This window comes from Pseudomonas moraviensis subsp. stanleyae (assembly GCF_036283065.1).
Lineage (GTDB): Bacteria > Pseudomonadota > Gammaproteobacteria > Pseudomonadales > Pseudomonadaceae > Aquipseudomonas > Aquipseudomonas stanleyae.
The window spans coordinates 284,799-310,581 of the sequence record NZ_JAADJI010000006.1; the positions used below are offsets into that span (position 1 = coordinate 284,799).

Consider the following 25,783-nt stretch of genomic DNA (forward strand, 5'->3'; position numbering starts at 1 on the left):
TTAGCCGCCCGGAGTGCTCCATGCCAGATTACCGCTCGAAAACATCCACCCACGGCCGCAACATGGCCGGCGCCCGCGCACTGTGGCGCGCCACCGGCATGAAAGATGATGACTTCAAGAAGCCGATCATCGCCATTGCCAACTCGTTCACCCAGTTCGTCCCGGGGCACGTGCACCTGAAGGACCTGGGTCAGCTGGTCGCCCGCGAGATCGAGCGCGCCGGTGGCGTGGCCAAGGAATTCAACACCATCGCCGTCGATGACGGCATCGCCATGGGTCACGACGGCATGCTGTATTCGCTGCCAAGTCGCGAGATCATCGCCGACTCCGTCGAGTACATGGTCAACGCCCACTGCGCCGACGCCATCGTGTGCATTTCCAACTGCGACAAGATCACCCCGGGCATGCTGATGGCCGCGCTGCGCCTGAACATCCCGGTGATCTTCGTTTCCGGCGGCCCGATGGAAGCCGGCAAGACCAAACTCGCCTCCCACGGCCTCGATCTGGTTGACGCCATGGTAATCGCCGCCGACTCCAGCGCTTCTGACGAGAAGGTCGCCGAGTACGAGCGCAGTGCCTGTCCGACCTGCGGTTCGTGCTCCGGCATGTTCACCGCCAACTCGATGAACTGCCTGACCGAAGCACTGGGTCTGGCCTTGCCGGGCAACGGTTCGACTCTGGCCACTCACAGTGATCGTGAGCAGCTGTTCCTGCAGGCCGGTCGCACCATCGTCGAGCTGTGCAAGCGTTACTACGGCGAAAACGACGACTCCGTGCTGCCGCGCAACATCGCCAACTTCAAGGCGTTCGAGAACGCGATGATGCTCGACATCGCCATGGGCGGTTCGACCAACACCATCCTGCACTTGCTCGCTGCCGCCCAGGAGGCCGAGATCGATTTCGACCTGCGCGATATCGACCGTCTCTCGCGCAGCGTGCCGCAGCTGTGCAAAGTGGCGCCGAACATCCAGAAGTACCACATGGAAGACGTGCACCGCGCCGGCGGCATTTTCAGTATTCTCGGTTCGCTGGCCCGTGGCGGCCTGCTGCATACCGACCTGCCGACCGTGCACAGCCGCAGCATGGCAGAAGCCATCGCCAAGTGGGACATCACCCAGACCAGCGACGAAGCCGTGCATCACTTCTTCAAGGCTGGTCCTGCGGGCATTCCGACCCAGACCGCGTTCAGCCAGTCGACCCGTTGGGAAACCCTCGATGACGACCGTGAAAACGGCTGCATCCGCAGTTTCGAGCACGCCTATTCGCAAGAAGGCGGTCTCGCCGTGCTGTACGGCAACATCGCGTTGGACGGTTGCGTGGTGAAAACCGCCGGGGTCGACGAGTCGATCCACGTCTTCGAAGGCAACGCGAAGATCTTCGAAAGCCAGGACAGCGCCGTGCGCGGCATCCTTGCCGATGAAGTGAAGGAAGGCGATATCGTCATCATTCGCTACGAAGGCCCGAAAGGCGGCCCGGGCATGCAGGAAATGCTCTACCCGACGTCCTATCTGAAATCCAAAGGCCTGGGCAAAGCCTGCGCGCTGCTCACCGACGGGCGCTTCTCCGGCGGTACTTCCGGCCTGTCGATCGGCCACGCTTCGCCAGAGGCTGCGGCCGGCGGCGCGATCGGTCTGGTGCAGGATGGCGACAAGGTGCTGATCGACATTCCGAACCGCTCGATCAACCTGTTGGTCAGCGACGAAGAACTGGCGGCACGCCGCGCCGAGCAGGACAAGAAAGGCTGGAAACCGGTCGAGGTGCGCCCACGTAAAGTGACCACCGCGCTGAAGGCCTACGCCCTCCTGGCGACCAGTGCCGACAAGGGTGCTGTGCGTAACAAAGCGATGCTGGACGGGATATAAAAACAGCTTCAAGCTTCAAGCTTCAAGCTTCAAGCTTCAAGCTTCAAGCTTCAAGAAAGAGCCAAGTTGCTCTTCTTGCCGCTTGTAGCTTGTAGCTTGCAGCTTGCAGCTAGCAGCTGCTTTTATTGAATGTCTTCAGGTTTGACGATCACCCAGTTCTTGTCCGCCGTCACCGGCAATCCTTCCTTGGCCTGCGCCGCTGCGTGTTTGGCCATCATGCCGTTGATCTGCGCCATGTACTTGTCTTTGCGGTTGATCCACAAGTGGATGCCGCCCTTGGCTACGTCGACATCGTGGAACAGCATGTAACCGTCGCTCGTCGGGGTATCGCCACCGACCAGCACCGGTTTTTTCCATTCATCAATGTAGGTCAGGATTGCCGCGTGCTTGCCAGCCATCCACGTTGCCGGGGTCCACAGGTAAGGCGTCAGTTCGAGGCCGAGGTTGGCCTTCTCGTCATACTTGCCGGCGGTGATCTGCTTGCGCGCGGTGGTCAGCTCGCCAGTCTTCTGATCCTTGAGCAGCAGTGAAACGCCAATGACGTTCTGCGGTTTGACGTTGTAGCCGTACTTGGGGTCCGCCGCGACCATGCGCACCAGTTCCTCGGAGGCGGCGGTCATCACGTAGACCTCGATGCCATTCTCCATCAGCTTGTTGTACAGCTCCTGCTGGCCGGTGAAGATCTTCGGCGGATTGACGTCGAGCTTCTTCAGCACATCGCCTTCGTAATACGTCGCCGGCACCGGTTTGCCCGAGGCCATCAGCTCGTCGACGTAGCCCTTGAGCTCTTTGAGGGTGAAACCGGAAAACACCTGCGCCACCCACGGGTAACAGACCATGTCGTCGACTTCGCAGAGCCGGTAGTAATAACTGAACAGGCTTTCCTTGTGCTCGGCGGTGTCCTTGAAGGGCATCAGTTTCAGCGAGGGATCGAGCTTGTCGCGGGTGATCAAGCCCTTGTTCTCCATGAACGGCAACAAAGACTCTTCGAGGTCGTAGCGGTAACTGGTGTTGTCCATGTCGAACACCGCGTAGTTGCCCTTGTTGGCGTTGGCGGCAATCATCGCGTCCAGAGCCTTGGCCTGATCTGCCGGCCAATGCTTGAGCTCCGTGGCCAATGCATGGCCGGCGAGGCCAGCCGCCAATGCCACAGCCAACAACGTGCGTGCAATTCTCATAGCGCTACTCCCCGATGCAAAGAGTTCGACGCTAACAAATAAGTGTGACAACCCTGGCCTGTCAGCGACCGCCTGCGTCCCCTGTGCGTCAGCTGCATTGCCGACAGCGACACGCGCTTATTCCAAAAACGACGGACCCTCTGCCATTTCGGTATTAAATCATTGCAAATCAAGCTGTTAGGCTTGCCGGTTCGCAGCAGCCCCGGATGGCTGTTGGCACAGTCTTTTTCTGGAGTTCCCATGAATCTACCGCTGATTCTCAACCTGCTGGTGTTCCTCGCCCTGCTCTTCGGTCTGGCGCAAACCCGCCACACCTCGTGGAGCCTGGCGAAAAAAGTCCTGCTTGCACTGGTCCTCGGCGTGGCGTTCGGCGTCGCTCTGCACACGATTTACGGTGCCGGCAACCCGGTACTGAAAGCCTCGATCGGCTGGTTCGATCTGGTCGGCAACGGTTACGTGCAGTTGCTGCAAATGATCGTGATCCCGCTGGTTTTCGCTTCGATCCTCAGCGCCGTCGCCCGTCTGCATAACGCCTCGTCGCTGGGCAAGATCAGTTTCCTGACCATCGGCACGCTGCTGTTCACCACTGCCATTGCGGCGCTGATCGGCATCGGCCTGACCAACCTGTTCGGCCTCACCGCCGAAGGTCTGGTCGCCGGCACTCAGGAAATGGCGCGCCTGCAAACCATTCAGAACGACTACGCCGGCAAGGTCGCCGACCTGAATGTGCCGCAGCTGCTGTTGTCGTTCATCCCGCAGAACCCGTTCGCGGATCTGGCCCGGGCCAAGCCGACCTCGATCATCAGCGTGGTGATTTTCGCCGCGTTCCTTGGGGTTGCCGCGCTGCAACTGCTCAAGGACGACGTCGAGAAAGGTCAGAAAGTCATCAACGCCATCGACACCCTGCAAGCCTGGGTGATGCGTCTGGTGCGTCTGGTGATGAAGCTGACCCCGTACGGTGTGCTGGCGCTGATGACCAAAGTGGTCGCCGGTTCCAACCTGCAGGACATCATCAAGCTCGGCAGTTTCGTCGTGGTCTCGTATATCGGCCTGGGCCTGATGTTCGTAGTGCATGGCGTGCTGGTTTCGGCCGCGGGGATCAACCCGCTGCGCTTCTTCCGCAAGATCTGGCCGGTGCTGACGTTCGCTTTCACCAGCCGCTCCAGCGCCGCGACCATTCCGCTGAGCATTGAAGCGCAGACCCGTCGTCTGGGCATCCCGTCGTCGGTAGCCAGTTTCGCTGCCTCGTTCGGTGCGACCATCGGCCAGAACGGCTGCGCCGGTCTCTATCCGGCAATGTTGGCGGTAATGGTGGCGCCAACGGTCGGCATCAACCCGCTCGATCCGCTGTGGATCGCGACGCTGGTGGCAATTGTCACGTTGAGTTCGGCCGGCGTGGCCGGTGTCGGTGGCGGCGCGACCTTCGCCGCGCTGATCGTGCTGCCGGCGATGGGCTTGCCGGTTTCGCTGGTGGCGTTGCTGATTTCGGTTGAGCCGCTGATCGATATGGGCCGCACCGCGTTGAACGTGAGTGGCTCGATTACCGCGGGGGCGATTACCAGCCAGGTGATGCAGCAGACGGATAAAGCGCTGCTGGATGCGGATGAACACGCGCAGCTAGTCAGCTGAAGCTGCAAGCTGCAAGCTGCAAGCTGCAAGCCAAGAGCCAATCAGCTTTTACTTGCAGCTTGCAGCTTGAGGCTTAAAGCTGCTTTTTCTCCCAGACTTCGAAGTTGTACGCGGGTTTATCTTCAACCGCCGGGTTTTCAACATTCGACACCAGCTTCCATTCGCTCAGATCAAACTCCGGAAACCACGCATCCCCTTGCGGGCTCAGCGCCACGCGGGTCAGGTACAGACGATCGGCCTGCGCCAGCCCTTGCGCGTACAACTGCGCGCCGCCAATCAGCATCAGTTCATCAACCCCCTGCGCCTTCGCCCATTCCTCGGCACGCGCCACGGCGGCTTCCAGCGACGGGTAGACCTCGGCGCCTTCGAGCTGCAGATCCGGCTGACGGCTGACCACGATGTTCAAACGCCCCGGCAATGGCCGACCGAGCGAATCCCAGGTCTTGCGACCCATGATGATCGGCTTGCCGAGGGTGGTCGCCTTGAAGTATTTGAAATCCCCCGGCAGGTGCCAGGGCATGCTGTTGTCGACGCCGATCACGCGGTTTTCACCGAGGGCTGCGATCAGGCTGAGAGGGAGTGATTTAGTCATGCCGGCGAGGATACCAGAGCCGCGCTTACCCCGATAAGCGCCACAGCGGTTATGCTCAGCGCTCGATTTAGCGACGGGACGCCGCGTGACTGAACTGACTCCATTGCAAAACCTCTGGCTCACCGAAACCATCCGCCTGCGCGAAGAACACGCGGGGCCGCTGGATGATCTGGAAGCCAATCGTCTGGCCCGCGCCGCTGGCGGCGATCTGCCGAGCCGCATTCAGCGCCGGGCGCTATGGCTGGCCGAGCGTGACGGGCTGAGCGCCGCGCTCAGGCATTGGCTGCAGGGCGCGCGCCTGGCGCTGGTGGTGTTGATGATTTTTGCGCTGCTGAGCGGCGCCGGTCTGGCCTTCGCCGCACTTGGGCAGACGCCGGTGAATGTGTTCTGGGCGCTCGGCAGTCTGCTCGGGATCAATCTGCTTTTGCTGTTGAGTTGGGCGCTGGGCCTGATTTTCGCTGGCGAACACGGCGCCATCCTTGGGCGACTTTGGCTGTGGCTCAGCGAAAAATTCGCCCGCGACGCCAAAGCCGCGCAACTGGCGCCGGCCCTGCTGTTGCTGCTGCAACGCAAAAAACTCAACCGCTGGGCGCTGGGCGCTTTGGTCAATGGCCTGTGGCTGCTGGCGATGCTCAGCGCGCTGATTCTGTTGCTGACACTCATGGCTACCCGGCGCTACGGCTTTGTCTGGGAAACCACGATCCTCGGCGCCGACACCTTTATCCACCTCACCCAGACCATCGGCTATCTGCCGGCGCTGCTCGGTTTCAACGTACCGAACGAGGACATGATCCGCGCCAGTGGCGCCGGCGCCCTCGACATCGAAAGCGCACGACAGGCCTGGGCGACCTGGCTGGTCGGCGTGCTGGTGGTCTACGGCGTGCTGCCGCGCCTGCTGCTCGCACTGTTTTGTTTCTGGCGTTGGAACAGCGGCAAAGCCGCGCTGCGCCTGGACCTGAACCTGCCCGGCTACGCGCAACTGCGCGAACGGCTGATGCCGACCAGCGAACGCCTAGGCGTCAACGACCCGGAGCCGGCGCAGTTGCATAGTGTCGAAAGCAACCTCAGCGAACTCGTCAGTGAAGGCGCGCTGTTGGTAGCGATCGAGCTCGACGACCAACGCCCGTGGCCACCGGCGCTGCCGAAAAACGTCAGCAATGCCGGCGTCCTCGACAGTCGCGAATCGCGGCACAAACTGCTCGAACAACTCAGTCGCTTCCCCCCGGCGCGGCTGGCCATCGCCTGCGATCCGCGACGCTCGCCCGATCGCGGCAGTCTCGCATTGATCGCTGAGCTGGCGCGCAATGCCGGCGCCACCCGCATCTGGCTGCTGCAAGCGCCGCCCGGCGAAGCGCTGGATGGTCAGCGTCTGGGCGACTGGCACGCTGCGCTGCAACAGCTGGAATTGCCGTTCGCCGATTGCGCGCCGATGAACTGGCTGGAGAGCGGACATGACTGATGCACGCAAAGCCCCGCTGAAACTCGCGGTGGTCGGCCACACCAACGTCGGCAAGACTTCGCTGCTGCGCACCCTGACCCGTGATGTCGGCTTCGGCGAGGTCTCGCACCGGCCGAGCACCACCCGGCATGTCGAAGGCGCGCGGTTGTCGGTGGACGGCGAACCGTTGCTCGATCTGTACGACACGCCGGGGCTGGAAGATGCGATCGCCCTGCTGGATTTTCTCGAACGTCTGGAACGCCCCGGCGAACGCCTCGACGGCCCGGCACGGCTGGCGCGGTTTCTCGACGGCAGCGAGGCGCGCCAGCGTTTCGAACAGGAAGCCAAGGTACTGCGGCAATTGCTCGCCTCCGACGCCGGTCTGTATGTGATCGACGCCCGCGAGCCGGTGCTGGCCAAGTATCGCGACGAGCTGGAAGTCCTCGCCAGTTGCGGCAAACCGCTGCTGCCGGTGCTGAATTTCGTCAGCAGCGCCAACCATCGCGAACCCGATTGGCGTGAAGCGTTGGCGCGGCTGGGCCTGCATGCGCTGGTGCGCTTTGACAGCGTCGCGCCGCCCGAGGATGGCGAGCGGCGGCTGTATGAAAGTCTTGCGTTGCTGCTGGAAAACGCACGGCCGCAACTGGAGCGGTTGATCGCCGATCAACAGGCGCAACGCCTCGCTCGTCAGCAAAGCGCCGCGCGCTTGATTGCCGAATTGCTGATCGACTGCGCGGCGTGCCGGCGCAGTGTGGTCAGCGAGGCCGAGCAGGAACAGCAAGCGATCAGTGAATTGCGCAAAGCGGTGCGTCAGCGCGAGCAGCGTTGTGTCGAGGCGCTGCTCAAGCTTTACGCGTTTCGCCCGCAAGATGCGGCGGCCAGTGATTTGCCGTTGCTCGACGGGCGCTGGGGCGATGACCTGTTCAACCCGGAAACCCTGAAGCAGCTCGGCGTGCGCGTCGGCGGCGGCATTGCTGCCGGTGCGGCGGCCGGTGCTGGCGTGGATCTGCTGGTCGGCGGGATTACTCTCGGTGCAGCGGCGTTGGCCGGTGCGATTGCCGGCGGCGCACTGCAAACCGCGCGCAGTTATGGCAGCCGCTTGCTGGGCAAGATCAAGGGGCAGCGAGAACTGACCGTGGATGACGGGGTGCTGCGCCTGTTGGCGCTGCGTCAGCGGCAGTTGGTGTTGGCGCTGGATCAGCGCGGGCATGCGGCGATGGACAGCATTCAAGTAGCCACGCCTGTGGACAAGAGCTGGCGCGAAGGCAAGCTGCCCGAAGCCTTGAACAAGGCCCGGGCGCATCCGCAGTGGTCGTCGTTGAATCCGCAGGCGAAGTTGAATCAGGGGGAAAGGCAGGAGCAGGTTGAGGCGTTGGTTAATCGGGTGCTTGAGCTTTAGATCGCTCCCCCTCACCCCAGCCCTCTCCCCCAAAGGGGGCGAGGGGGAAAGGGAGCCGATCTGCATGCTTTTCAAACCTGAGTTCGACTGGATATCTAAGGTCGGCGCATGATCAGAGAACAACTCGGTCGGCTCCCTCTCCCTCCGGGAGAGGGCTGGGGTGAGGGCTGCAATCACTCAGCCGACAACAAATTCTCAGCCTTGCGCCTTAGCACACTCAGATCCATCACCGGCACCGCAACCTCCTTCGCCAACTCATCCCAGCGCCGCATGCGCAGACTGAGCGCACACAACGGATCAGCCTCGAACGCATCCGCCTCAGCCGCGCTCATCATCCCGCCCTGATATTCGAGCGTCCTGCGACTCGCCTCACTCAATCGCGCGTAATACCCCGGCTCGCGTAAGGTCAGATAGCGCTTGGCCTGGACGTGATACTCCACCAGCCGCGCCAGCCGCTCGCTGAAACCCGCCTCACGCAGATAATCCGCACCGAGCCGTTCATGGCTGACCACGCCAAAACCGCCCATGTTTTCCGCGCCCTCGGCACACAAATGGCCGATGTCATGGAAGAACGCCGCCAGCACCACTTCATCGTCACAGCCTTCGGCAATCGCCAGCTCGGCGGCCTGGGACATGTGCTTGAGTTGCGACACCGGTTCGCCGATGTAATCGCTGGCGCCGAAGCGTTCATACAGGCCGAACACCCGGGCGATCACCTGCTCATGCTTCATTCCTCCTCCAGCAACTGCGCGATGTTGCGCTCGGCCAGCGCCGGGCCGACGCTCATGCCGACGCCGGTGTGCATCAGCGCTACGCTCAAACCCGGTGCCGGGCGCAGGAACGAAAACGGCCCCGGCCCGCGAGAACCATAGACGCCCTGCCAGCGCTCGACCACTTGCACCCGACAGCCCAGAGTCTGCTCGGCGAGTTCAAGCATCCAGTTGTCGACCTGCTCGGCGTTGAACGGTGAAGCATCGCTGCCGTAATGATGCGAGTCGCCGATGATCAGTTCGCCATACGGCGTCGGGCTGATCAGCAGGTGAATGCCGTTGGCGTGCAGGTGCGGTTGTTCACGGAGGATCTGCGCCTGCACCGCTGCGGCTTGCGGCAAATCGGCGAAGGCGCCGTAGTGCACGCAGCTCAGGCCGGTGAGCACGGCGTGTTGCAGGTTCAGCTCGATGCCTGGTCTGGCGCGGAGCATTTGCAAACGGCAGATCTGCGGATTGAGCGCGGCAATCGGCTCGGCAAGCAGGGTCTGATAATCGTGACCGGAGCAGACGATGATCTGCTTCGCGTTGAAGTCACCGGCGGTGCTGCGCAGTCGCCCCGCCTCGACGTCGCGCACCAGGGTGGAGAAGTGAAACTCGACGCCCAGGTCGCGGCGCAGGTAATCGATCAGCGCCGGGATGGCTTCGCGCGAGTACAGCTGTTGATCGTCGATGCCGTGCAGTGCGGCGCGATGATGGCTGAACTGGCCGCCATAAAGATCACGCAACGCCGCGTCGCGCAGCAGTTCGACGTGGTAGCCATGCTCGATCGCACGGCCGGCGCAGAAGGCTTCGAGCAGGTGTTCTTCGGTTTCATTGCGGGCGAACAGATATGAGCCGTTGCACTTGATCTGCACACCGGCCAGTTGCGCCCAGTCGCCCCAGATTTCGCGGCTGGCCTTGGCCAGGTCGAGCATGATGCCGGGTGGCTGGCCGGTGACCAGCGCCTGGCCGAAGTTGCGCACCGAAGCGCCGAGGGGCGTGGCGGTGCGCTCGAATACCGCGACTTTGAGACCGCGCTTGGCGGCAGCGTAGGCGTGGGACAGGCCGAGGATGCCGGCGCCGATGATGAGCAGGTCTTTGGGTTGTGTCATGGAGTCAATCCCGCTTTTGTGGCGAGGGAGCTTGCTCCCGCTCGGCTGCGCAGCAGTCGCAACTTCAGCAGATGTGGAGTGCCTGACACTACTCATTTGCAGAATTTGCGACCGCTTCGCGCTCCAGCGGGAGCAAGCTCCCTCGCCACAGGATGTGTGGGTCGGTTACTTGGCGACAACTTTCTCGGACTTGCCGTCATAGCGCTTGCGCCATTCAGCCAGGATCTCGTCGCGATTCTTCGACGCCCAGGCAAAGTCGTTCTTGATCAGGCGCTGCTCATAATCCGCCGGCAACTCGGTCTGCGGCTTGGCAATCCCCGGCTGCGCAAGAACAGCGAAGTTCTCCTTGTACAGGTCCATCGCCTCGGCGCTGGCGGAGAAATCAGCGAGTTTCTTCGCTGCCTCTTCATGCGGTGTGCCTTTGATCACCGCCGTCGCTTCGATCTCCCAGCCCAGACCTTCCTTCGGCAGGATGATGTCCAGCGGCGCGCCCTGGCGTTTCAGCTGTACCGCCGGATATTCAAAGGAAATGCCGATCGGAAACTCCCCCGCCGCCGCCAATTTGCACGGCTTGGAACCGGAGTGGACGTACTGGCCGATGTTCTGGTGCAAGCCATCCATGTAGGCCCAGCCCTGCTTTTCGCCGAAGGTTTGCAGCCAGGCGCTGACGTCGAGGAAACCGGTGCCGGACGACGCCGGATTGGGCATGACGATCTTGCCCTTGTATTCAGGCTTGGTCAGGTCTTGCCAGCTCACCGGTTTAGTCAGGCCCTGCTTTTCGGCTTCGACGGTGTTGAAGCAAATCGTCGCGGCCCAGACATCCATGCCCACCCACGCTGGCGGGTTGGCGGCGTCGCGGTAGTTCGCGCCGATCTTGCCGAGATCCTTCGGCGCGTAGCTTTGCAGCATGCCTTGCTGATCGAGAATCGCCAGGCTCGACGCCGCCAAGCCCCACACCGCGTCGGCCTGCGGGCGAGCCTTTTCGGCGAGGAGTTTGGCGGTGATGATCCCAGTGGAATCGCGCACCCATTTAATCTCGACGTCCGGGTTGGCCTTTTCGAAGGCTTCTTTGTAGGACTTCAACTGTTCGGCTTCGAGGGCGGTGTACACCGTCAACTCGGTTTTTGCCGCGAAGGCGTTCAGGCTGAAAGTCGCGAGCACAGCAGCGGCCAGGGCCATAGGCTTGAACATGAGCGTTTTCCTGTAAGTGAGTTGAATCAGTGGCCGGGGGCGGTTTGCCGCCAGGCCTGGGAACGGCGCAACAGGCCGCGCGAAGCCCACGCCAGCAGCAAGGACACGCCCGCCGAGGTGAACAGAATCAGGGTCGACATCGCCGCCGCGCCGCCGACATTGCCGGCGTCGTCCATGTTCAGCACTGCAACCGCGGCGAGGATGGTGTCGGGGCTGTAGAGGAAGATCGCTGCGGAAACCGTGGTCATCGCCGAGACGAACAGGTAGCGCACGATGTCGAGCAGCGCCGGCAGGCAGATCGGCACGGTCACGCGCAGGTAATGCCGGTACAGCGGCGCCTTCAGCGACAGCGCCGCCGCTTCGAACTCGGCGTCGAGCTGGCGCAGCGCGGTGGTCGCGGTCATTTGTGCGGTGGTCAGATAGTGCGCAATGGTGCAGACGATCAGCAGCGTCATCGTGCCGTAGAGCACGTGCAGCGGATTGCCCGTGAGGTTGAAGAAGAAGACATAACCCAGGCCGAGCACCAGCCCCGGCACGGCCATCGGCACGAAACTGAGCAGGCGCAACGTCAGGTTCAGCCCGCGCTGGGTGCGGGTTTTCTCCATCAGATAAGCGCCAGTGAAAATCAGCACACTGCCGATCAGCGCCGTGCCCAACGCCATTTTCAGACTGTTGCTGTAGGCGAGCCAGCCACCGCCGGCGGTCTCGTTGAATTGATAGTGGTTGAACGACAGCGACAGGTTGTACGGCCAGAATTTCACCAGCGAGGAGAACACCGCCATGCCGAACACCAGCAGCAGCGCGGCGCAGATCAGCAAAACGATCACCAGATAGCAGCCGTCGCGCCATTTCGATGGCAGCGGCTTGAACACCTGCGCCCGGCCGCTCATCGAGTCGCCTTGGCGGCGACGCAACCACGCATCGACGCCGAAACTGAACAGCGCCGGCAGCAACAGCACCATGCCGATCAACGCGCCGCGACCGAATTGCTGCTGGCCGACCACCGCTTTGTAGGCCTCCAGCGCCAGCACTTGATAGTCGCCACCGACCACCACCGGCACACCGAAATCGGTAATGGTCAGGGTGAACACCAGGCAGAACGCCGCAAACACCGCCTGCCGAGTTGCCGGCCAGGTAATGCTGCGAAACGCCTTGGCCGGACTGGCACCCATACTCGACGCGGCATCGAACAAACGCGCATCGGCCAGCGACAACGCCGAAAGCAAAATCATCAGCGCATGGGGGAAGGTGTAGATCACCTCACCCAAGACGATGCCCCAGAAGCCGTAGATATTGTCCGAGAGCAGCCCACGCAACATGCCCTGGTTGCCGAACAGGTAGACCAGCGCAATCCCCGGCAGCATCGACGGCGCCATCAGCGGCAGCAGCGAGATTCCGCGCCAGATGCCTTTGCCCGGAATGAGCGTGCGTTGCAGCGCGTAGGCAAACAGGTAGGCCAGCGGTACCACGATGGCGGCGACGCTGAGGGAAACTTTCAGGCTGTTGCCGAGCAGCCAGTGGAAATTCTCGCTGGTCACCAACTCCTTCGCCGCGACCCAGCCACCGCCCTGCCCGGCGTCATTGCTGAAACCGCGCCAGAAGATCGCCAGCAAGGGCAGCAGCACCGCGAGGCCGAGCAATACCAGCAAAACGATTTTGCCGCCAACGACGAAAATGCGATCGCCGATCTCGGCCGTCGAAGACTGTCGCACTTGCTTGTGCGGTAGCGGCAGCGCGAGGTTGCTGTTCATCAGGCAAACACCTGGAGGCTGCGCGGCGGCAAGGCAACCATGATCTGCTGCGCGCCGAGACGCGGCATCGCTTCCGGGGCGATTTCGGCGAGCAGTGCGTGGCCCGGCAATTGATCGAGTTCGAAGCTCATCCGGCAACGATTGCCGAGGAAAGTGATCTCGCGAACCTTGGCCGGAAACAGGTTTTCTTCATGCACCAGCGGATTGACATTGATCGCCTCCGGGCGACAGAACAGTCGACCCGAGGCTTTGCTGACGCTGCCGTCGGCCAGACGCAGATTCATTCCGCCAACCCAGGCGTGGCTGTCGCTGCTGCGCTGGAACGGCAGCCAGTTGCCCTGGCCGACAAACTCGGCCACGAACGGCGTGGCCGGGCGATCGTAGATTTCCTGTGGGGTGGCGTATTGCTCGACGCGACCGTTGTTCATCACCGCGATGCGATCGGCCATCAACATCGCTTCGTCCTGATTGTGCGTGACCATCAGGGTGGTAATGCCGAGGTTGCGCTGCAACTGGCGCAGCTCGGTGCACAGATGCTCGCGCACCCGCGCGTCGAGGGCCGACATCGGTTCATCGAGCAACAACAGTGACGGGGCCGGCGCCAGGGCACGGGCCAGCGCGACGCGCTGTTGCTGGCCGCCGGACAATTGGCCTGGGTACTTTTTCTCACTGCCGGTGAGGCCGACCAGTTCCAGCATCTGACCGACACGCCGGCGCACTTCATCGCGACCGCTGCCGGCGAGGCCGTAGGCAATGTTCGCCTCGACAGTCAGATTGGGGAACAGCGCGTAGGACTGGAACAGGATCCCGTAATCCCGCGCTTGCGGGGCGAGGTGCGAGACGTCGCGCTCACCCAGATACAGCTCGCCTCCGTCCTGCTTCTCCAGTCCGGCGATGCAGCGCAGCAGCGTGGTCTTGCCACAGCCGGACGGGCCGAGCAGACACACCAGCTCACCGGCGGCGACATTGAGGGAAACGTTATCCAGCGCGGTGAACGCGCCGAAACGCTTGTGCACGCCGCGCAATTTCATCGGCGCACCGGGGTTGGTCAGGGCAGTTGCGATGGCAGGATTCATGGACAGACCTCATCAAGCAGATGAGGCCAATCCTAGAGTTGTAATGCGTCCGTCATGTGGCAGCGAGGCAAAAACGGCTGATAGTGGTATTCGGGGATTTTGGTTCAAGTGATGGGGTGACTGATCTGGCGCCTTCGCGAGCAGGCTCGCGCCCACAGGGGATAGTGTTCACAGCGCAGATCCAATGTGGGAGCGAGCCTGCTCGCGAAGAGGCCAGCTCGCACACTGAAGATCTCAGGCCGGCGACATTTCCTGTACGAGTCCCAAAAAAGCCGCCGGCAACCGCGCGCCCTTGCGCTCCTTGAGGCAATACAAATACTCCGGAATCTGCGGTGCATTCTCGATGGTCAGCACGCGCAATTGCGGATCATGCGGCACTTCCTGGCGGGCAATGATGCTGATGCCGATGTTGCGCAGCACCGCCTCACGAATCGACTCGCGACTGCCGATCTCCAGCAGCGGCCCGAAGCTGACCCCGGCGCTGGCGAGCAACTCTTCGGTCAGGCGCCGGGTGGTCGAGCCCGACTCACGCATCAACAACGTATGCCCGGCCAGCGCATTCAACGTTACATGTTCCTGCGCCGCCAATGGATGATTGCGATGCACCGCCAGCACCAGCGGATCGGTGCCGAGCACCCGGCGAATCAACCGCGCATCGTCGAGCAACTGCGACGATGCCGCGACATCAACGCGGTAATCCTCAAGCGCCTCCAGCACTTGCTGCGAGTTGCCGATTTCCACCGACACTTCCACCTGCGGCAAACGCTCGCGGAAGGTCTTCACCAGATCGAGGATGTAATACGGCGCCGTCGCGGCAATGCGCAACGTGCCCTGCACTTGCCCGCTATTGCGCAGAAAGAACTCGATGTCGGCCTCTTGCTGCAGCAGGGTCTTGACCATCGGCAGCAAGCGCGCGCCTTCGTCGCTGACGCTCAAACGGCGCCCGCCACGGTAGAACAACTCCACCGAATACTGGCTTTCCAGATTGCGGATCTGCGTGGTCACGGTCGGTTGGCTGAGGCCGAGTTTTTTCGCCGCCAGGGTGATGCTGCCCAGGCGGGCGACCATGTAGAACGCTTTCAGCTCGGCACTCAGCACACTCTTTCCTCATCTATTTGCGCAGCAGGCGCAAACCGTTGAACACCACCAGCAGGCTCACGCCCATGTCGGCGAACACCGCCATCCACATGGTGGCGAGCCCGGCGAAGGTTACCGCAAGAAAGATCGCCTTGATCACCAGCGCCAAGGCAATGTTCTGTTTCAGGATGCTCGCGGTGTTGCGCGACAGGCTGATGAACGCGGGGATCTTGCGCAGATCGTCGTCCATCAGGGCGACATCGGCGGTTTCGATCGCTGTATCGGTTCCGGCGGCGGCCATGGCGAAACCGATCTCGGCGCGGGCCAATGCCGGGGCGTCGTTGATGCCATCGCCAACCATGCCGACGCGGTGGCCCTGCTTGTAGAGGTCTTCGATGGCTTGCAGTTTATCGGTCGGCAGCAAATCACCCCGCGCTTCATCAATGCCGACTTGAGCGGCAATAGCTTGCGCGGTGTGGACGTTGTCGCCGGTCAGCATCAGAGTCTTCACGCCCAGCTCATGCAGTTGGCGAATCGCCTCGCGGCTGGTTTCCTTGACCGTGTCGGCGACGGCAAACAGCGCCAGTGGACCGGAGCCGTCGAGCAGCAGCACCACGGACTTGCCCTGTTTTTCCAGCGCGAACAGCTTTTCCTCCAATTGCGGCGAGCACAGACCCAGTTCCTCGACCAGACGATGGTTGCCCAAGTGATAGGTCTGACCGTTGATGTCACCTTTGACGCCGCGCCCGCCCAGCGCGGCGAAGTTATCCACAGTCAGGGCGGCGAAGTTTTTATCCACAGCGGCATTGGCAATCGCCAGCGACACCGGATGATCGGAGCGCCCGGCCAGCGCGGCAGCAATTGCCGGCGCAGTAGCGTCGGCCGTCGGGTCGAGTGACAGGTAATCGGTCTGCACCGGTTTGCCGTGGGTGATCGTGCCGGTTTTGTCCAGCGCCAGATAATCGAGCTTGAAGCCGCCCTCCAGATACACACCGCCCTTGACCAGAATGCCCTTGCGCGCCGCCGCCGCGAGTCCGCTGACGATGGTCACCGGAGTGGAAATCACCAGTGCGCATGGACAGGCCACCACCAGCAGCACCAGCGCGCGGTAGATCCAGTCGAACCACGCCGCGCCCATGAACAGCGGCGGAATCACCGCGATGGCCAAGGCGAAGACGAACACCGCCGGGGTGTAGATTTTCGAGAATTGATCAACGAAACGCTGGGTCGGCGCCCGTGCGCCTTGCGCCTGTTCGACGGCGTGGATGATCCGCGCGAGTGTCGAGTTGTTCGCCGCAGCGGTCACCGTGTATTCCAGCGAACCGGCCTGATTGATGGTGCCAGCGAAGACTTTGTCACCGACGGTTTTCTCCACGGGCAGGCTTTCGCCGGTGATCGGCGCCTGGTCGATGGTCGAGCTACCGCTGACCACCGCGCCGTCAAGCGCGATGCGTTCGCCCGGTTTTACTCGCACCCGGGCACCGAGTTCGACGCTGTTTACCTCTTGTTCGAGCCAATTGCCGTCAGCCTGCAATACCGTGGCTTGCTCCGGGGTCATCTGCATCAAGCCGCTGATCGCATTGCGCGCGCGATCCAGCGAGCGCGCTTCGATCAGCTCGGCGACGGTGAACAGGAACATCACCATCGCCGCTTCCGGCCACTGGCCGATGAGGATGGCACCGGTTACGGCGATGCTCATCAGCGCATTGATATTGAGGTTAAGGTTCCTCAGGGCGATCCAGCCCTTTTTATAAGTACCGAGGCCGCCACTGAGGATCGAGATCAGCGCAACAATCGCCACCACCCAGTCGGGTGCGGCGCTGGTGAAGTGAATGACTTCGGCGCCCAGCGCGGTCAGGCCGGACAGCGCCAGTGGCCACCAGTGTTTTTTCACGGGTGCCGGGGCCTGTGCGTCGACGCCCGCCTCCAGCGGCTCGGCGTGCATGCCGAGGGACTTGATCGCTTCGGTGATGGGCTCGGTACCCGGCAGATTGTGGGTCACGCCAAGTACGCGGTTGATCAGGTTGAATTCCAACTGCTGCACGCCGGCCAGTTTGCCGAGCTTGTTCTGGATCAGCGTCTGCTCGGTCGGGCAGTCCATCGCCTCGATACGGAAGCTGCTCAGGCGCGCGTCGGCGCTGGTTTTATCGCTTAGTTGCACCCGCGCAGGCGCTGCGGCTTTTGACGAACAGCAGGAGTCGCCGCCATGCGAATGTTTATGCACGAGCTGCAATTTATGACTGTGATCGTGTCCGTCGCCGGGCTTGTGGGTGTGCAGGGAATCGCTCATTGGTCGCGTCCATGAAGGTGCCTGTTGCCAAGTAAAGACCCTGTAGCCACTATAGGGTCAAGCACCCTTTTGGAGATTGCCGGCATGAAGATCGGAGAACTGGCCAGACTCACCGACTGCGCCGTGGAAACCATCCGCTACTACGAGCGCGAAAACCTCCTGCCGGAACCGGCGCGCAGCGACGGCAACTACCGCGTCTACACCCAGGCCCACGCCGAGCGCCTGACCTTCATCCGCAACTGCCGCACCCTCGACATGACCCTCGAAGAAATCCGCAGCCTGCTCGCCCTGCGCGACAGCCCGCAGGATCAGTGCGAGAGCGTCAATGCGCTGATCGACGAGCACATTCAGCATGTTAAAGCGCGGATTGACGGCTTGCTGGCCTTGCAGACACAACTGCTCGACCTGCGCCAACGCTGTGGCGAAGGGCCAGGGGCGGAGCAGTGCGGGATCTTGCAGCGACTGGAAGTGAGTGGCGGGGTTGTTGCGACGGAGGTTGAGCATTCCCATGTGGGCCGTAGCCACGGCCACTAAGCACACCGCAAAAGCAAATGTGGGAGCGAGCCTGCTCGCGAAAGCGGTGTATCAGTCGACCCATCTATGACTGACACGCCCTCTTCGCGAGCAGGCTCGCTCCCACAGGGATATTGCGGTGTGGTTAAACTGCCATCGGCGCGGTCATTGGCGGGTGGTGCTCGTAACCCTCCAGCGAGAAATCACTCGGCTCGACCAGTTCCAGCCACTCCGGCTGATACACACCGGTCTTGGCAAACTCAGGCACGCGGTCGGAGATTTTCAGCTTCGGCATGGCAAACGGCTCGCGCTTGAGCTGTTCGTTGAGCATGTCCAGATGATTTTCGTAGACGTGCGCATCGCCGATGAAATAGGTAAACCAGCGCGGCGTGTAGCCGGTCAGGCGACCGATCAGGCTCAGCAGGGCGGCGCCTTCGGTGAGGTTGAACGGCGTGCCCAGCCCCAGATCGTTGGAGCGAATGTACAGGGTCAGGGAGATCTCTTTGGTCTCGACGTTCGGGTGGAACTGGTACAGCAGATGGCATGGCGGCAGGGCCATTTCATCGAGCTGGGCGACGTTCCAGCCGTGGAACAGAATGCGCCGGCTGCCCGGATCCTTGATGATCGTGTCGACGCACTGGCGCACCTGATCGATCGCCTTGTACAGCACAACGTAGGCCTGGCCGTCTTCTTCGCCCTGAGCGATCTGCTTGTAGCCGTTGCTCAAGGTTTGCTCGATGGCGGCGGTGTTGCTCAGCGGGATCTGCTTGTACGCCGGCCACTTGCGCCATTGCACGCCGTAGATTTCGCCGAGGTCGTCGTCGCCCTGGCGGAACGGGTTGGCCAGCCACTGCGCGTTTTCGTTGGCGTTCTGGTCCCAGACCTTGCAGCCCAGCGCGCGGAATTCAGCGGCGTTGTTCACGCCACGCAGAAACCCGCACATCTCGCCGATGGCCGATTTGAAGGCCATCCTGCGCGTGGTGATCGCCGGGAAGCCTTCCTGCAGATCGAAACGCAGCATCGCCCCCGGGAAACTGATGGTGTTGATGCCGGTGCGGTTGGCCTGTTTGCTGCCGTTCTGGATGACGTGCGAAACCAGTTCGAGATATTGCTTCATGAGTTACCTGTGTCCTTTGAGCCCCGGCGTCGCGCGCCGGGGTTCGTAGTTTAAGCCGTCGGCGCGAGCGGCGCTGCCGGGGCGCGACGATAGGCCAGCCAGATCAGCAACAGCCCGCCGACGATCATCGGCACGCAGAGCACCTGGCCCATGGTCAGCCAGTTCCACGCCAGATAGCCCAGCTGCGCATCCGGGACGCGAACGAATTCGACGATGAAACGGAAGATGCCATAGAACAGCGCGAACATGCCGGAGACGGCCATGGTCGGGCGCGGTTTGCGCGAGAAGATCCACAGGATCAGGAACAGCGCCACGCCTTCGAGGGCGAACTGATACAGCTGCGACGGGTGACGCGGCAATTGCGCCGGATCGCTGAACGGCGGAAACACCATGGCCCACGGCACGTCGGTGGCCTTGCCCCACAGCTCGGCGTTGATGAAGTTGCCGATGCGCCCGGCGCCCAGACCGATCGGCACCATCGGCGCGACGAAGTCCATCAGCTGGAAGAACGACTTGCCATTGCGCTTGCCGAACCACAACGCTGCGAGCATCACGCCGATGAATCCGCCGTGGAACGACATGCCGCCCTTCCACACTTCGAAAATCAGCGTCGGGTTGGCCAGGTACGCGCTCAGGTCATAGAACAGCACGTAACCCAGACGGCCGCCGACGATCACGCCCATCGACAGCCAGAACACCAGATCGGAGAGTTTCTCCTTGGTCCAGGTCGGGTCGAAGCGGTTAAGCCGACGCGACGCCAACAGCCACGCGCCGCCGATGCCGATCAGGTACATCAGACCGTACCAGTGGATTTTCAGCGGACCGATGGCCAGGGCCACCGGGTCGATCTGCGGGTAAGGCAGCATTGCGACTCCTTGTTAGAGTTGAAAGCGAAATTCCCGGGCGACGCTGCCACCTCAGGATTAAGCCAGGATTGCCACGCGTTCAGAGCAGAAAGCTCAAACCCACGCAGAACAGCAAAGCGGCGAACAGCCTTTTCAGCAAGCGCGGCGACAACCTGTGCGCCAGACGCGCGCCGAGCCGAGCGAAGACCATGCTGGTCAGGGCGATGCCCAACAACGCCGGCAAATACACAAAACCGAGACTATGGGCCGGCAGCAACGGATCGTGCCACCCCAGAATCATGAAACTTAACGCACTCGCCAATGCGATTGGCAGGCCACAGGCCGACGAGGTCGCCACGGCCTGCTGCATCGGCACGCTGCGCCAGGTCAGAAACGGCACGGTCAGCGAGCCGCCACCAATCCCGAAAATCGCCGAGGCCCAGCCAATCACGGTACCGGCCGCAGTCAGACCGAGCTTGCCCGGCACCGTTCGGCTGGCCTTGGGTTTGACGTCGAGCGCCAATTGCACGGCGATCACCAGGGCGAACACGCCGATGATCTTTTGCAGGTTCGGCCCGGAGATCGCTTCTGCGGTCAGCGCACCGAAACCGGCACCGAGCAGAATACCCACGGTCATCCAGCGGAAAATCGCCCAACGTACCGCGCCACGGCGGTGATGTTCACGCACGGCGTTGATCGAGGTGAAGATGATCGTCGCCAGCGACGTACCCACCGCCAGATGCGTGAGAATCGACTGATCGAAGCCTTGCAGGGTAAAGCTGAACACCAGCACCGGGACGATGATGATCCCGCCGCCGACGCCAAACAGCCCGGCGAGCACGCCCGCACAGGCACCGAGCGCCAGGTAGAGCAGAAATTCCATGACCGTCTCCAGCACGCGTCGGCAAAACAGGACCGGCATGGTAACGGATGCGCAGCCTTCTGCTCCACTGGCGATGGATGCACGGACGCCGGATGCGTAGAGTGGGCAAAAAACACACAAGGACCACCTTATGTGCCTGATTGTTTTCGCCTGGCGCCCGGGCCATGCCCAGCCGCTGATCGTCGCGGCCAACCGCGACGAGTTCTACGCCCGTCCCAGCCTGCCACTGGCGCCATGGTTAGACGCGCCGCATGTGCATGCCGGGCGCGATCTTGAGGCCGGTGGCACCTGGCTGGGGATCGGCGCCAACGGACGCTTCGCCGCACTGACCAATATTCGCGATCCGCAGCAGCCGCCGGCCACCAAATCACGAGGCGAACTGGTGGCGCGCTTTCTCACGGGTGACCTGTCGATTGATGATTATTTGAGCGATGTGGTGGGTCGTGCGGCGGAGTACGCCGGGTTCAACCTGCTGCTGGGCAATGCCCATGAGCTTTGGCATTTCAATGCGCGGGCGTCCGAGCCGGTGATGTTGCAACCCGGGGTTTACGGGTTATCCAATGCCGGACTGGACACGCCGTGGCCAAAACTGCTCAAGGCCAGGGCGGCGTTGAGCGCAGTGCTGGACGATCCGCAGCCTGAGCGGTTGCTGGCCTTGCTGAGCGATGCGCAGCCCGCACCGGAGGCAGAGTTGCCGGATACCGGAGTGGGCATGGCGACGGAGTCGTTGCTGTCGAGCGTGTTTATTGCCAGCCAGAGTTACGGGACGCGGGCGAGTACGGCGCTGGTTGTGCAGGCGGACGGGACGCGGCGGATGGTGGAGCGCAGTTTTGGGCCGTATGGCGGGCATTTGGGCGAGGTGGAGATTGTGGTTTAGCGGTGCCTGAACTGGCGCCTTCGCGAGCAGGCTCGCTCCCACATGGGTTCCGTGATCGATACGAATCCCTGTGGGAGCGAGCCTGCTCGCGAAGAGGACATCAGCCTTTTAGAGAGCCTTGTTCACCACCGGCGAATTCATCTTCGCCAACCCGAGATTCTTCAGCGCCAGTTGCAGCGAGCTGTGGATAACCTGCGGGTTATCGATCTTCATCAGCTCCGCCAGCATTTCCTGCGCCTTGCTCAGATTCACTTGGCGCAACATCCACTTCACCTTCGGCAGGTTGGTGGCGTTCATCGACAGGCTGTCGAAACCCATCGCCATCAACAGCACCGCCGCCGCCGGATCACCGGCCATCTCGCCGCAGATGCTCACCGGTTTTCCTTCGGCATGGGCGTCAGTGACCACGGTTTGCAGGGCTTGCAGCACTGCCGGGTGCAGGTAGTCGTAGAGGTCGGCGACGCGCGGGTTGTTGCGATCGACCGCCAGCAGATACTGGGTCAGGTCGTTGGAGCCGACCGAAAGGAAGTCGACCATCCGCGCCAGCTCCTTGGTCTGGTACACCGCTGCCGGGATTTCGATCATCACGCCGATCGGCGGCATCGGCACGTCGGTGCCTTCGTCGCGCACCTCGCCCCAGGCACGGTGGATCAGGTGCAGGGCTTCTTCAAGTTCGTGAGTGCCGGAGATCATCGGCAGCAGGATTCGCAGGTTGTTCAGGCCTTCGCTGGCCTTGAGCATCGCACGGGTCTGTACCAGGAAGATTTCCGGGTGGTCGAGGGTGACGCGAATACCGCGCCAGCCGAGGAACGGGTTGTCTTCCTTGATCGGGAAGTACGACAGCGACTTGTCACCGCCGATGTCGAGGCTGCGCATGGTCACCGGTTGCGGGTGGAACGCGGCGAGCTGTTCGCGGTAGATCGCCAGTTGTTCCTTCTCGCTCGGGAAGCGCTGGTTGATCATGAACGGCACTTCGGTGCGGTACAGACCGACTCCCTCGGCGCCGCGCTTCTGCGCCCGCGCCACATCGGCGAGCAGGCCGGTGTTGACCCACAGCGGCATGCGGTGGCCATCAAGGGTCACGCACGGCAGGTCGCGCAGGGTGTCGAGGCCCAGCGCCAGTTGTTTCTCTTCTTCGACGACTTCGGCGAACTGCTTGCGCAGCACTTCGCTCGGGTTGGTGTAGACCTCGCCACGGGTGCCGTCGACGATCATTTCGATGCCGTCGACCTTGGCGTATGGCAGATCGACCAAGCCCATGACCGTCGGAATGCCCATGGCCCGGGCCAGAATCGCGACGTGGGAGTTACCCGAGCCAAGTACCGACACCAGACCGACCAGCGTGCCTTCCGGCACCTCGCCGAGCATCGCCGGCGTCAGTTCTTCGCTGACCAGGATGGTTTTTTCCGGGTAGACCAGGTTCTGCTGGCGCTCTTCCTGCAGATAGGCGAGCAGACGGCGACCGAGGTCTTTGACGTCCGAAGCACGCTCACGCAGGTAGGCGTCGTCCATCAATTCGAAGCGGTTGACGTGCTCAGTGACCACCTGACGCAGCGCGCCCTGAGCCCACTGCCCCGTCTTGATCACGGTGGTGATTTCGCTGCCCAGCGAGGCATCGTCGAGCATCATCAGGTAGACATCGAACAGCGCGCGCTCTTCCGGGCGCAGCTGGGTCGCCAGCTTGGCGGACAACGCGCGCATGTCGGCGCGCACGCCTTCGATGGCGGTCTTGAACAGCGCCAGCTCAGCGTTGATGTCGGTGATGGTCTTGTCCGGCACCACGTCCAGATCCGCCGGCGGCAGCATGACCACGGCGGTACCGACGGCAGCACCCGGAGAGCCCGGCACGCCGACGAACTTGGCTTCCTGAATACCCTTGCCCTGCCGGCCCAGACCACGGATCGAGCCGGTGGCCTCGGCGTGGGCGATAACGCCGGCGAGCTGCGCGCTCATGGTCACGAGGAAGGCTTCTTCGCCTTCGTCGAACTGACGACGTTCTTTCTGCTGGATGACCAACACGCCGACGACGCGGCGGTGGTGAATGATCGGTGCACCGAGGAACGAGGCGTAACGCTCTTCACCGGTTTCGGCGAAGTAGCGATAACGCGGGTGAACCGAAGCGTTTTCCAGGTTCAGGGGTTCTTCACGCGTGCCGACCAGACCGACCAGACCCTCGTTGGGGGCCATGCTGACCTTGCCGATCGAGCGCTTGTTCAAGCCCTCGGTGGCCATCAGGACGAAGCGATTGGTTTCCGGATCAAGCAGGTAGACCGAGCAGACCTGGCTGCCCATGGCCTCTTTGACGCGCAACACAATAATCCCCAACGCCGCCTTGAGATCCTTGGCGGAGTTAACTTCCTGGACGATCTTGCGCAGCGTATTGAGCATGGCTCGGGGTCGAACTCCGTCGTCAGTCGCGCGTTAAAAGGCGCGGGGCAAGCTCTTTGAGAGCGCGTCGATACACCTCGCGCTTGAATGTCACCACCTGGCCCAACGGATACCAATAGCTGACCCAGCGCCAGCCATCGAATTCCGGTTTACCGGTCAGATCCATCCGCACCCGCTGCTCGTTGGAGATCAGGCGCAGGAGAAACCATTTCTGTTTCTGGCCGATGCACAGCGGTTGGCTGTGGGTACGCACCAGACGTTGCGGCAAACGATAGCGCAACCAGCCCCGGGTACAGGCCAGTATTTCAACATCTTCACGTTCCAGGCCAACTTCTTCGTTCAGCTCGCGGTACAAGGCGTCTTCCGGCGTCTCCTCGGGGTTGATCCCCCCTTGCGGAAACTGCCAGGCGTCCTGATTGATACGGCGAGCCCATAGCACCTGGCCGGCGTCATTCGTCAGAATGATCCCGACATTGGGGCGGAAACCATCGGGGTCGATCACGGCAACAACCTCGCAAACGCATGTCGCCGCATTGTTCCACAAAGCTTGATCAGGCGGCAACGAAGGTTCCTACCTTATGTGCACTCTTGTGAAAAGACCGTATTCTTGTCGCCTTTTTACTGACTTTTCAGCGGGTAACTGCAATGCGCCTGGCTCTATTCGATTTGGACAACACCCTTCTGGGCGGCGACAGCGATCACGCCTGGGGCGATTATCTGTGCGAGCGCGGCTTCCTCGACCCGATCGCCTACAAGGCGCGCAACGACGAGTTCTATCAGGATTACCTGGCCGGCAAGCTGGACAACGCCGCGTACCTGAACTTCTGCCTGGAGATTCTTGGCCGCACGGAAATGTCTGTGCTTGACGCCTGGCACAGTGATTACATGCGCGACTGCATCGAGCCGATCGTCCTGCCCAAGGCTCTGGATCTGCTGAAAAAGCACCGCGATGCCGGCGACAAACTGGTGATCATCACCGCCACCAACCGTTTCGTCACGGCGCCGATCGCCGTGCGTCTGGGCGTAGAAACCCTGATCGCCACCGAATGCGAGATGGTTGATGGCCGCTACAGCGGGCGCAGCACCGATATCCCATGCTTCCGTGAAGGCAAGGTCACGCGCCTGAATCGTTGGCTGGAAGAAACCGGTTATTCGCTGGAGGGCAGCTATTTCTATAGCGACTCGATGAATGACCTGCCATTGCTGGAGCAGGTGGCGAATCCGGTGGCAGTGGATCCTGATCCGAATCTGCGGGCCGAGGCAGAGAAGCGTGGTTGGCCGGTGATTTCGTTGCGCGACTGATATCGCCTTCGCGAGCAGGCTCGCTCCCACATCTGGAATGCGTTCCCTTGTAGGAGTGAGCCTGCTCGCGATGGGGTCGACGCGGTCTCAAACCTTAAACCGGCTTGGCCCCCATCAACCCCGCAATGGCGACAAATCCGACGCCGCTGACAATCGCCAGGGCAAGATTGAACCTGCGGTTGCCCACCCCGCTTGTCCACAGCCGATCCAGCCGGACCAGCAGCCAGACCGCACTGAACGCGGCCACGGCATAGATCACGCTGGAACCCAGAATCCACAATTGCCCCAATGGCCAGCCAACCAGATGCACCAGCCACCAGCCGGTGAAAGGCATGCTGAGCATGCCGATCAGCATCAGGCACCAGATGAACAGCCAGGGACGGCGCATCGTACTCGCTGGGCCTTCGCTGCGATTACGCCAGGTCAGGAAGGCGAGCCCAAGCCCACTCGCGAGAATGACCACGGTCGCCGCGACGTGAAGGACTTTCAGGGTGGTCAGGGTTTCCATGTCGTT

22 protein-coding genes are annotated in these 25,783 nt (G+C 62.1%); 7 read left to right on the forward strand and 15 right to left on the reverse strand.

What is annotated here, in order from left to right:
• Window positions 1–20 precede the first annotated feature (20 nt).
• Window positions 21–1,862: a dihydroxy-acid dehydratase gene (gene ilvD, locus GXB78_RS12970; protein ID WP_329515665.1), complete on the forward strand. Its 1,842-nt coding sequence runs from the start codon at window positions 21–23 to the stop codon at window positions 1,860–1,862.
• A gap of 122 nt (window positions 1,863–1,984) precedes the next feature.
• Here ilvD and GXB78_RS12975 read toward each other — a convergent pair whose 3' ends face one another.
• Window positions 1,985–3,040 (reverse strand): HAD family hydrolase, encoded by a 1,056-nt coding sequence (locus GXB78_RS12975; RefSeq protein WP_329515666.1) that lies wholly within the window; start codon window positions 3,038–3,040, stop codon window positions 1,985–1,987.
• Window positions 3,041–3,280: 240 nt separating this feature from the next.
• Here GXB78_RS12975 and GXB78_RS12980 point away from each other — a divergent pair, with 240 nt between their 5' ends.
• The gene (locus tag GXB78_RS12980) at window positions 3,281–4,669 is read left to right on the forward strand and encodes an L-cystine transporter (protein WP_329515667.1); all 1,389 of its coding nucleotides are present in this window, start codon (window positions 3,281–3,283) and stop codon (window positions 4,667–4,669) included.
• A 73-nt stretch (window positions 4,670–4,742) separates the two neighbouring features.
• On the opposite strand, the gene GXB78_RS12985 is transcribed toward GXB78_RS12980, so the two are convergent.
• The gene (locus GXB78_RS12985; RefSeq protein WP_122506152.1) at window positions 4,743–5,261 is read right to left on the reverse strand and encodes a dihydrofolate reductase; all 519 of its coding nucleotides are present in this window, start codon (window positions 5,259–5,261) and stop codon (window positions 4,743–4,745) included.
• A gap of 85 nt (window positions 5,262–5,346) precedes the next feature.
• Here GXB78_RS12985 and GXB78_RS12990 point away from each other — a divergent pair, with 85 nt between their 5' ends.
• Window positions 5,347–6,720 (forward strand): DUF2868 domain-containing protein, encoded by a 1,374-nt coding sequence (locus GXB78_RS12990; RefSeq protein ID WP_329515668.1) that lies wholly within the window; start codon window positions 5,347–5,349, stop codon window positions 6,718–6,720.
• On the forward strand, window positions 6,713–8,098 hold the full coding sequence (locus tag GXB78_RS12995; protein ID WP_329515669.1) for a GTPase/DUF3482 domain-containing protein: 1,386 nt from the start codon (window positions 6,713–6,715) through the stop codon (window positions 8,096–8,098). The genes GXB78_RS12990 and GXB78_RS12995 overlap by 8 nt, the downstream gene beginning before the upstream one ends.
• A gap of 173 nt (window positions 8,099–8,271) precedes the next feature.
• Here the strand turns inward: GXB78_RS12995 and GXB78_RS13000 are convergent, their stop codons facing one another.
• The 7 genes from GXB78_RS13000 to GXB78_RS13030 form a co-directional block, all read right to left on the reverse strand.
• Window positions 8,272–8,829 (reverse strand): phosphonate degradation HD-domain oxygenase, encoded by a 558-nt coding sequence (locus GXB78_RS13000; protein WP_329515670.1) that lies wholly within the window; start codon window positions 8,827–8,829, stop codon window positions 8,272–8,274.
• Window positions 8,826–9,959, reverse strand: a complete 1,134-nt coding sequence (locus GXB78_RS13005; RefSeq protein ID WP_329515671.1) for a TIGR03364 family FAD-dependent oxidoreductase — start codon at window positions 9,957–9,959, stop codon at window positions 8,826–8,828. Before GXB78_RS13005 ends, GXB78_RS13000 begins: the two co-directional genes overlap by 4 nt.
• Before the next feature lie 165 nt (window positions 9,960–10,124).
• On the reverse strand, window positions 10,125–11,150 hold the full coding sequence (locus GXB78_RS13010; protein WP_122692366.1) for a putative 2-aminoethylphosphonate ABC transporter substrate-binding protein: 1,026 nt from the start codon (window positions 11,148–11,150) through the stop codon (window positions 10,125–10,127).
• Between the two features lie 26 nt (window positions 11,151–11,176).
• Window positions 11,177–12,901, reverse strand: a complete 1,725-nt coding sequence (locus GXB78_RS13015; RefSeq protein ID WP_329515672.1) for a putative 2-aminoethylphosphonate ABC transporter permease subunit — start codon at window positions 12,899–12,901, stop codon at window positions 11,177–11,179.
• Window positions 12,901–13,977, reverse strand: coding sequence for a putative 2-aminoethylphosphonate ABC transporter ATP-binding protein (locus GXB78_RS13020; protein ID WP_329515673.1), 1,077 nt, complete (start codon window positions 13,975–13,977; stop codon window positions 12,901–12,903). The genes GXB78_RS13015 and GXB78_RS13020 overlap by 1 nt, the downstream gene beginning before the upstream one ends.
• 234 nt (window positions 13,978–14,211) lie before the next feature.
• Window positions 14,212–15,075: a LysR family transcriptional regulator gene (locus GXB78_RS13025; protein ID WP_329515674.1), complete on the reverse strand. Its 864-nt coding sequence runs from the start codon at window positions 15,073–15,075 to the stop codon at window positions 14,212–14,214.
• A 13-nt stretch (window positions 15,076–15,088) separates the two neighbouring features.
• Window positions 15,089–17,344 carry a heavy metal translocating P-type ATPase gene (locus tag GXB78_RS13030; RefSeq protein WP_329515675.1) on the reverse strand — a complete coding sequence of 752 codons (2,256 nt, stop codon included), beginning with the start codon at window positions 17,342–17,344 and terminating at the stop codon, window positions 15,089–15,091.
• Window positions 17,345–17,428: 84 nt separating this feature from the next.
• Here GXB78_RS13030 and cadR point away from each other — a divergent pair, with 84 nt between their 5' ends.
• Entirely contained in the window at window positions 17,429–17,878 is a 450-nt protein-coding gene (gene cadR / locus GXB78_RS13035) for a Cd(II)/Pb(II)-responsive transcriptional regulator (protein WP_329515676.1), read from the forward strand.
• 124 nt (window positions 17,879–18,002) lie between these two features.
• Here the strand turns inward: cadR and GXB78_RS13040 are convergent, their stop codons facing one another.
• From GXB78_RS13040 to GXB78_RS13050, 3 genes are all read right to left on the reverse strand, one after another.
• A complete protein-coding gene (locus GXB78_RS13040; protein WP_329515677.1) occupies window positions 18,003–18,974 on the reverse strand; it encodes a thymidylate synthase in 972 nt (323 codons plus the stop codon).
• A gap of 50 nt (window positions 18,975–19,024) precedes the next feature.
• A complete protein-coding gene (gene lgt, locus GXB78_RS13045) occupies window positions 19,025–19,840 on the reverse strand; it encodes a prolipoprotein diacylglyceryl transferase (protein ID WP_016772683.1) in 816 nt (271 codons plus the stop codon).
• A gap of 79 nt (window positions 19,841–19,919) precedes the next feature.
• Window positions 19,920–20,702 carry a sulfite exporter TauE/SafE family protein gene (locus tag GXB78_RS13050; RefSeq protein WP_329515678.1) on the reverse strand — a complete coding sequence of 261 codons (783 nt, stop codon included), beginning with the start codon at window positions 20,700–20,702 and terminating at the stop codon, window positions 19,920–19,922.
• A gap of 130 nt (window positions 20,703–20,832) precedes the next feature.
• Between GXB78_RS13050 and GXB78_RS13055 the strand changes: the two genes are divergently transcribed.
• Window positions 20,833–21,579 (forward strand): NRDE family protein, encoded by a 747-nt coding sequence (locus tag GXB78_RS13055; RefSeq protein WP_329515679.1) that lies wholly within the window; start codon window positions 20,833–20,835, stop codon window positions 21,577–21,579.
• Between the two features lie 108 nt (window positions 21,580–21,687).
• Here GXB78_RS13055 and ptsP read toward each other — a convergent pair whose 3' ends face one another.
• Both ptsP and GXB78_RS13065 read right to left on the reverse strand, forming a co-directional pair.
• Window positions 21,688–23,967 carry a phosphoenolpyruvate--protein phosphotransferase gene (ptsP, locus tag GXB78_RS13060; protein WP_064364717.1) on the reverse strand — a complete coding sequence of 760 codons (2,280 nt, stop codon included), beginning with the start codon at window positions 23,965–23,967 and terminating at the stop codon, window positions 21,688–21,690.
• Window positions 23,968–23,989: 22 nt separating this feature from the next.
• Entirely contained in the window at window positions 23,990–24,469 is a 480-nt protein-coding gene (locus GXB78_RS13065; protein ID WP_060543982.1) for an RNA pyrophosphohydrolase, read from the reverse strand.
• 143 nt (window positions 24,470–24,612) lie between these two features.
• Between GXB78_RS13065 and GXB78_RS13070 the strand changes: the two genes are divergently transcribed.
• Window positions 24,613–25,269, forward strand: a complete 657-nt coding sequence (locus GXB78_RS13070) for a histidinol-phosphatase (RefSeq protein WP_042606521.1) — start codon at window positions 24,613–24,615, stop codon at window positions 25,267–25,269.
• A gap of 94 nt (window positions 25,270–25,363) precedes the next feature.
• Here the strand turns inward: GXB78_RS13070 and GXB78_RS13075 are convergent, their stop codons facing one another.
• A complete protein-coding gene (locus GXB78_RS13075; RefSeq protein WP_329515680.1) occupies window positions 25,364–25,777 on the reverse strand; it encodes a DUF2269 family protein in 414 nt (137 codons plus the stop codon).
• Window positions 25,778–25,783 lie beyond the last annotated feature (6 nt).

Excerpts from the sequence above, each read along its gene's own strand:
- lgt (WP_016772683.1), bottom strand. The coding sequence starts at position 19,840 with ATGCTGCCTTACCCGCAGATCGACCCGGTGGCCCTGGCCATCGGTCCG.
- cadR (WP_329515676.1), top strand. The coding sequence starts at position 17,429 with ATGAAGATCGGAGAACTGGCCAGACTCACCGACTGCGCCGTGGAAACC.
- GXB78_RS13005 (WP_329515671.1), bottom strand. The coding sequence starts at position 9,959 with ATGACACAACCCAAAGACCTGCTCATCATCGGCGCCGGCATCCTCGGC.
- GXB78_RS13070 (WP_042606521.1), top strand. The coding sequence starts at position 24,613 with ATGCGCCTGGCTCTATTCGATTTGGACAACACCCTTCTGGGCGGCGAC.
- GXB78_RS13075 (WP_329515680.1), bottom strand. The coding sequence starts at position 25,777 with ATGGAAACCCTGACCACCCTGAAAGTCCTTCACGTCGCGGCGACCGTG.
- GXB78_RS12980 (WP_329515667.1), top strand. The coding sequence starts at position 3,281 with ATGAATCTACCGCTGATTCTCAACCTGCTGGTGTTCCTCGCCCTGCTC.
- GXB78_RS13015 (WP_329515672.1), bottom strand. The coding sequence starts at position 12,901 with ATGAACAGCAACCTCGCGCTGCCGCTACCGCACAAGCAAGTGCGACAG.
- GXB78_RS12985 (WP_122506152.1), bottom strand. The coding sequence starts at position 5,261 with ATGACTAAATCACTCCCTCTCAGCCTGATCGCAGCCCTCGGTGAAAAC.
- GXB78_RS13040 (WP_329515677.1), bottom strand. The coding sequence starts at position 18,974 with ATGAAGCAATATCTCGAACTGGTTTCGCACGTCATCCAGAACGGCAGC.
- GXB78_RS12995 (WP_329515669.1), top strand. The coding sequence starts at position 6,713 with ATGACTGATGCACGCAAAGCCCCGCTGAAACTCGCGGTGGTCGGCCAC.
- GXB78_RS13020 (WP_329515673.1), bottom strand. The coding sequence starts at position 13,977 with ATGAATCCTGCCATCGCAACTGCCCTGACCAACCCCGGTGCGCCGATG.
- GXB78_RS12975 (WP_329515666.1), bottom strand. The coding sequence starts at position 3,040 with ATGAGAATTGCACGCACGTTGTTGGCTGTGGCATTGGCGGCTGGCCTC.
- ptsP (WP_064364717.1), bottom strand. The coding sequence starts at position 23,967 with ATGCTCAATACGCTGCGCAAGATCGTCCAGGAAGTTAACTCCGCCAAG.
- GXB78_RS13030 (WP_329515675.1), bottom strand. The coding sequence starts at position 17,344 with ATGAGCGATTCCCTGCACACCCACAAGCCCGGCGACGGACACGATCAC.
- GXB78_RS13050 (WP_329515678.1), bottom strand. The coding sequence starts at position 20,702 with ATGGAATTTCTGCTCTACCTGGCGCTCGGTGCCTGTGCGGGCGTGCTC.
- GXB78_RS13010 (WP_122692366.1), bottom strand. The coding sequence starts at position 11,150 with ATGTTCAAGCCTATGGCCCTGGCCGCTGCTGTGCTCGCGACTTTCAGC.
- ilvD (WP_329515665.1), top strand. The coding sequence starts at position 21 with ATGCCAGATTACCGCTCGAAAACATCCACCCACGGCCGCAACATGGCC.
- GXB78_RS13055 (WP_329515679.1), top strand. The coding sequence starts at position 20,833 with ATGTGCCTGATTGTTTTCGCCTGGCGCCCGGGCCATGCCCAGCCGCTG.
- GXB78_RS13000 (WP_329515670.1), bottom strand. The coding sequence starts at position 8,829 with ATGAAGCATGAGCAGGTGATCGCCCGGGTGTTCGGCCTGTATGAACGC.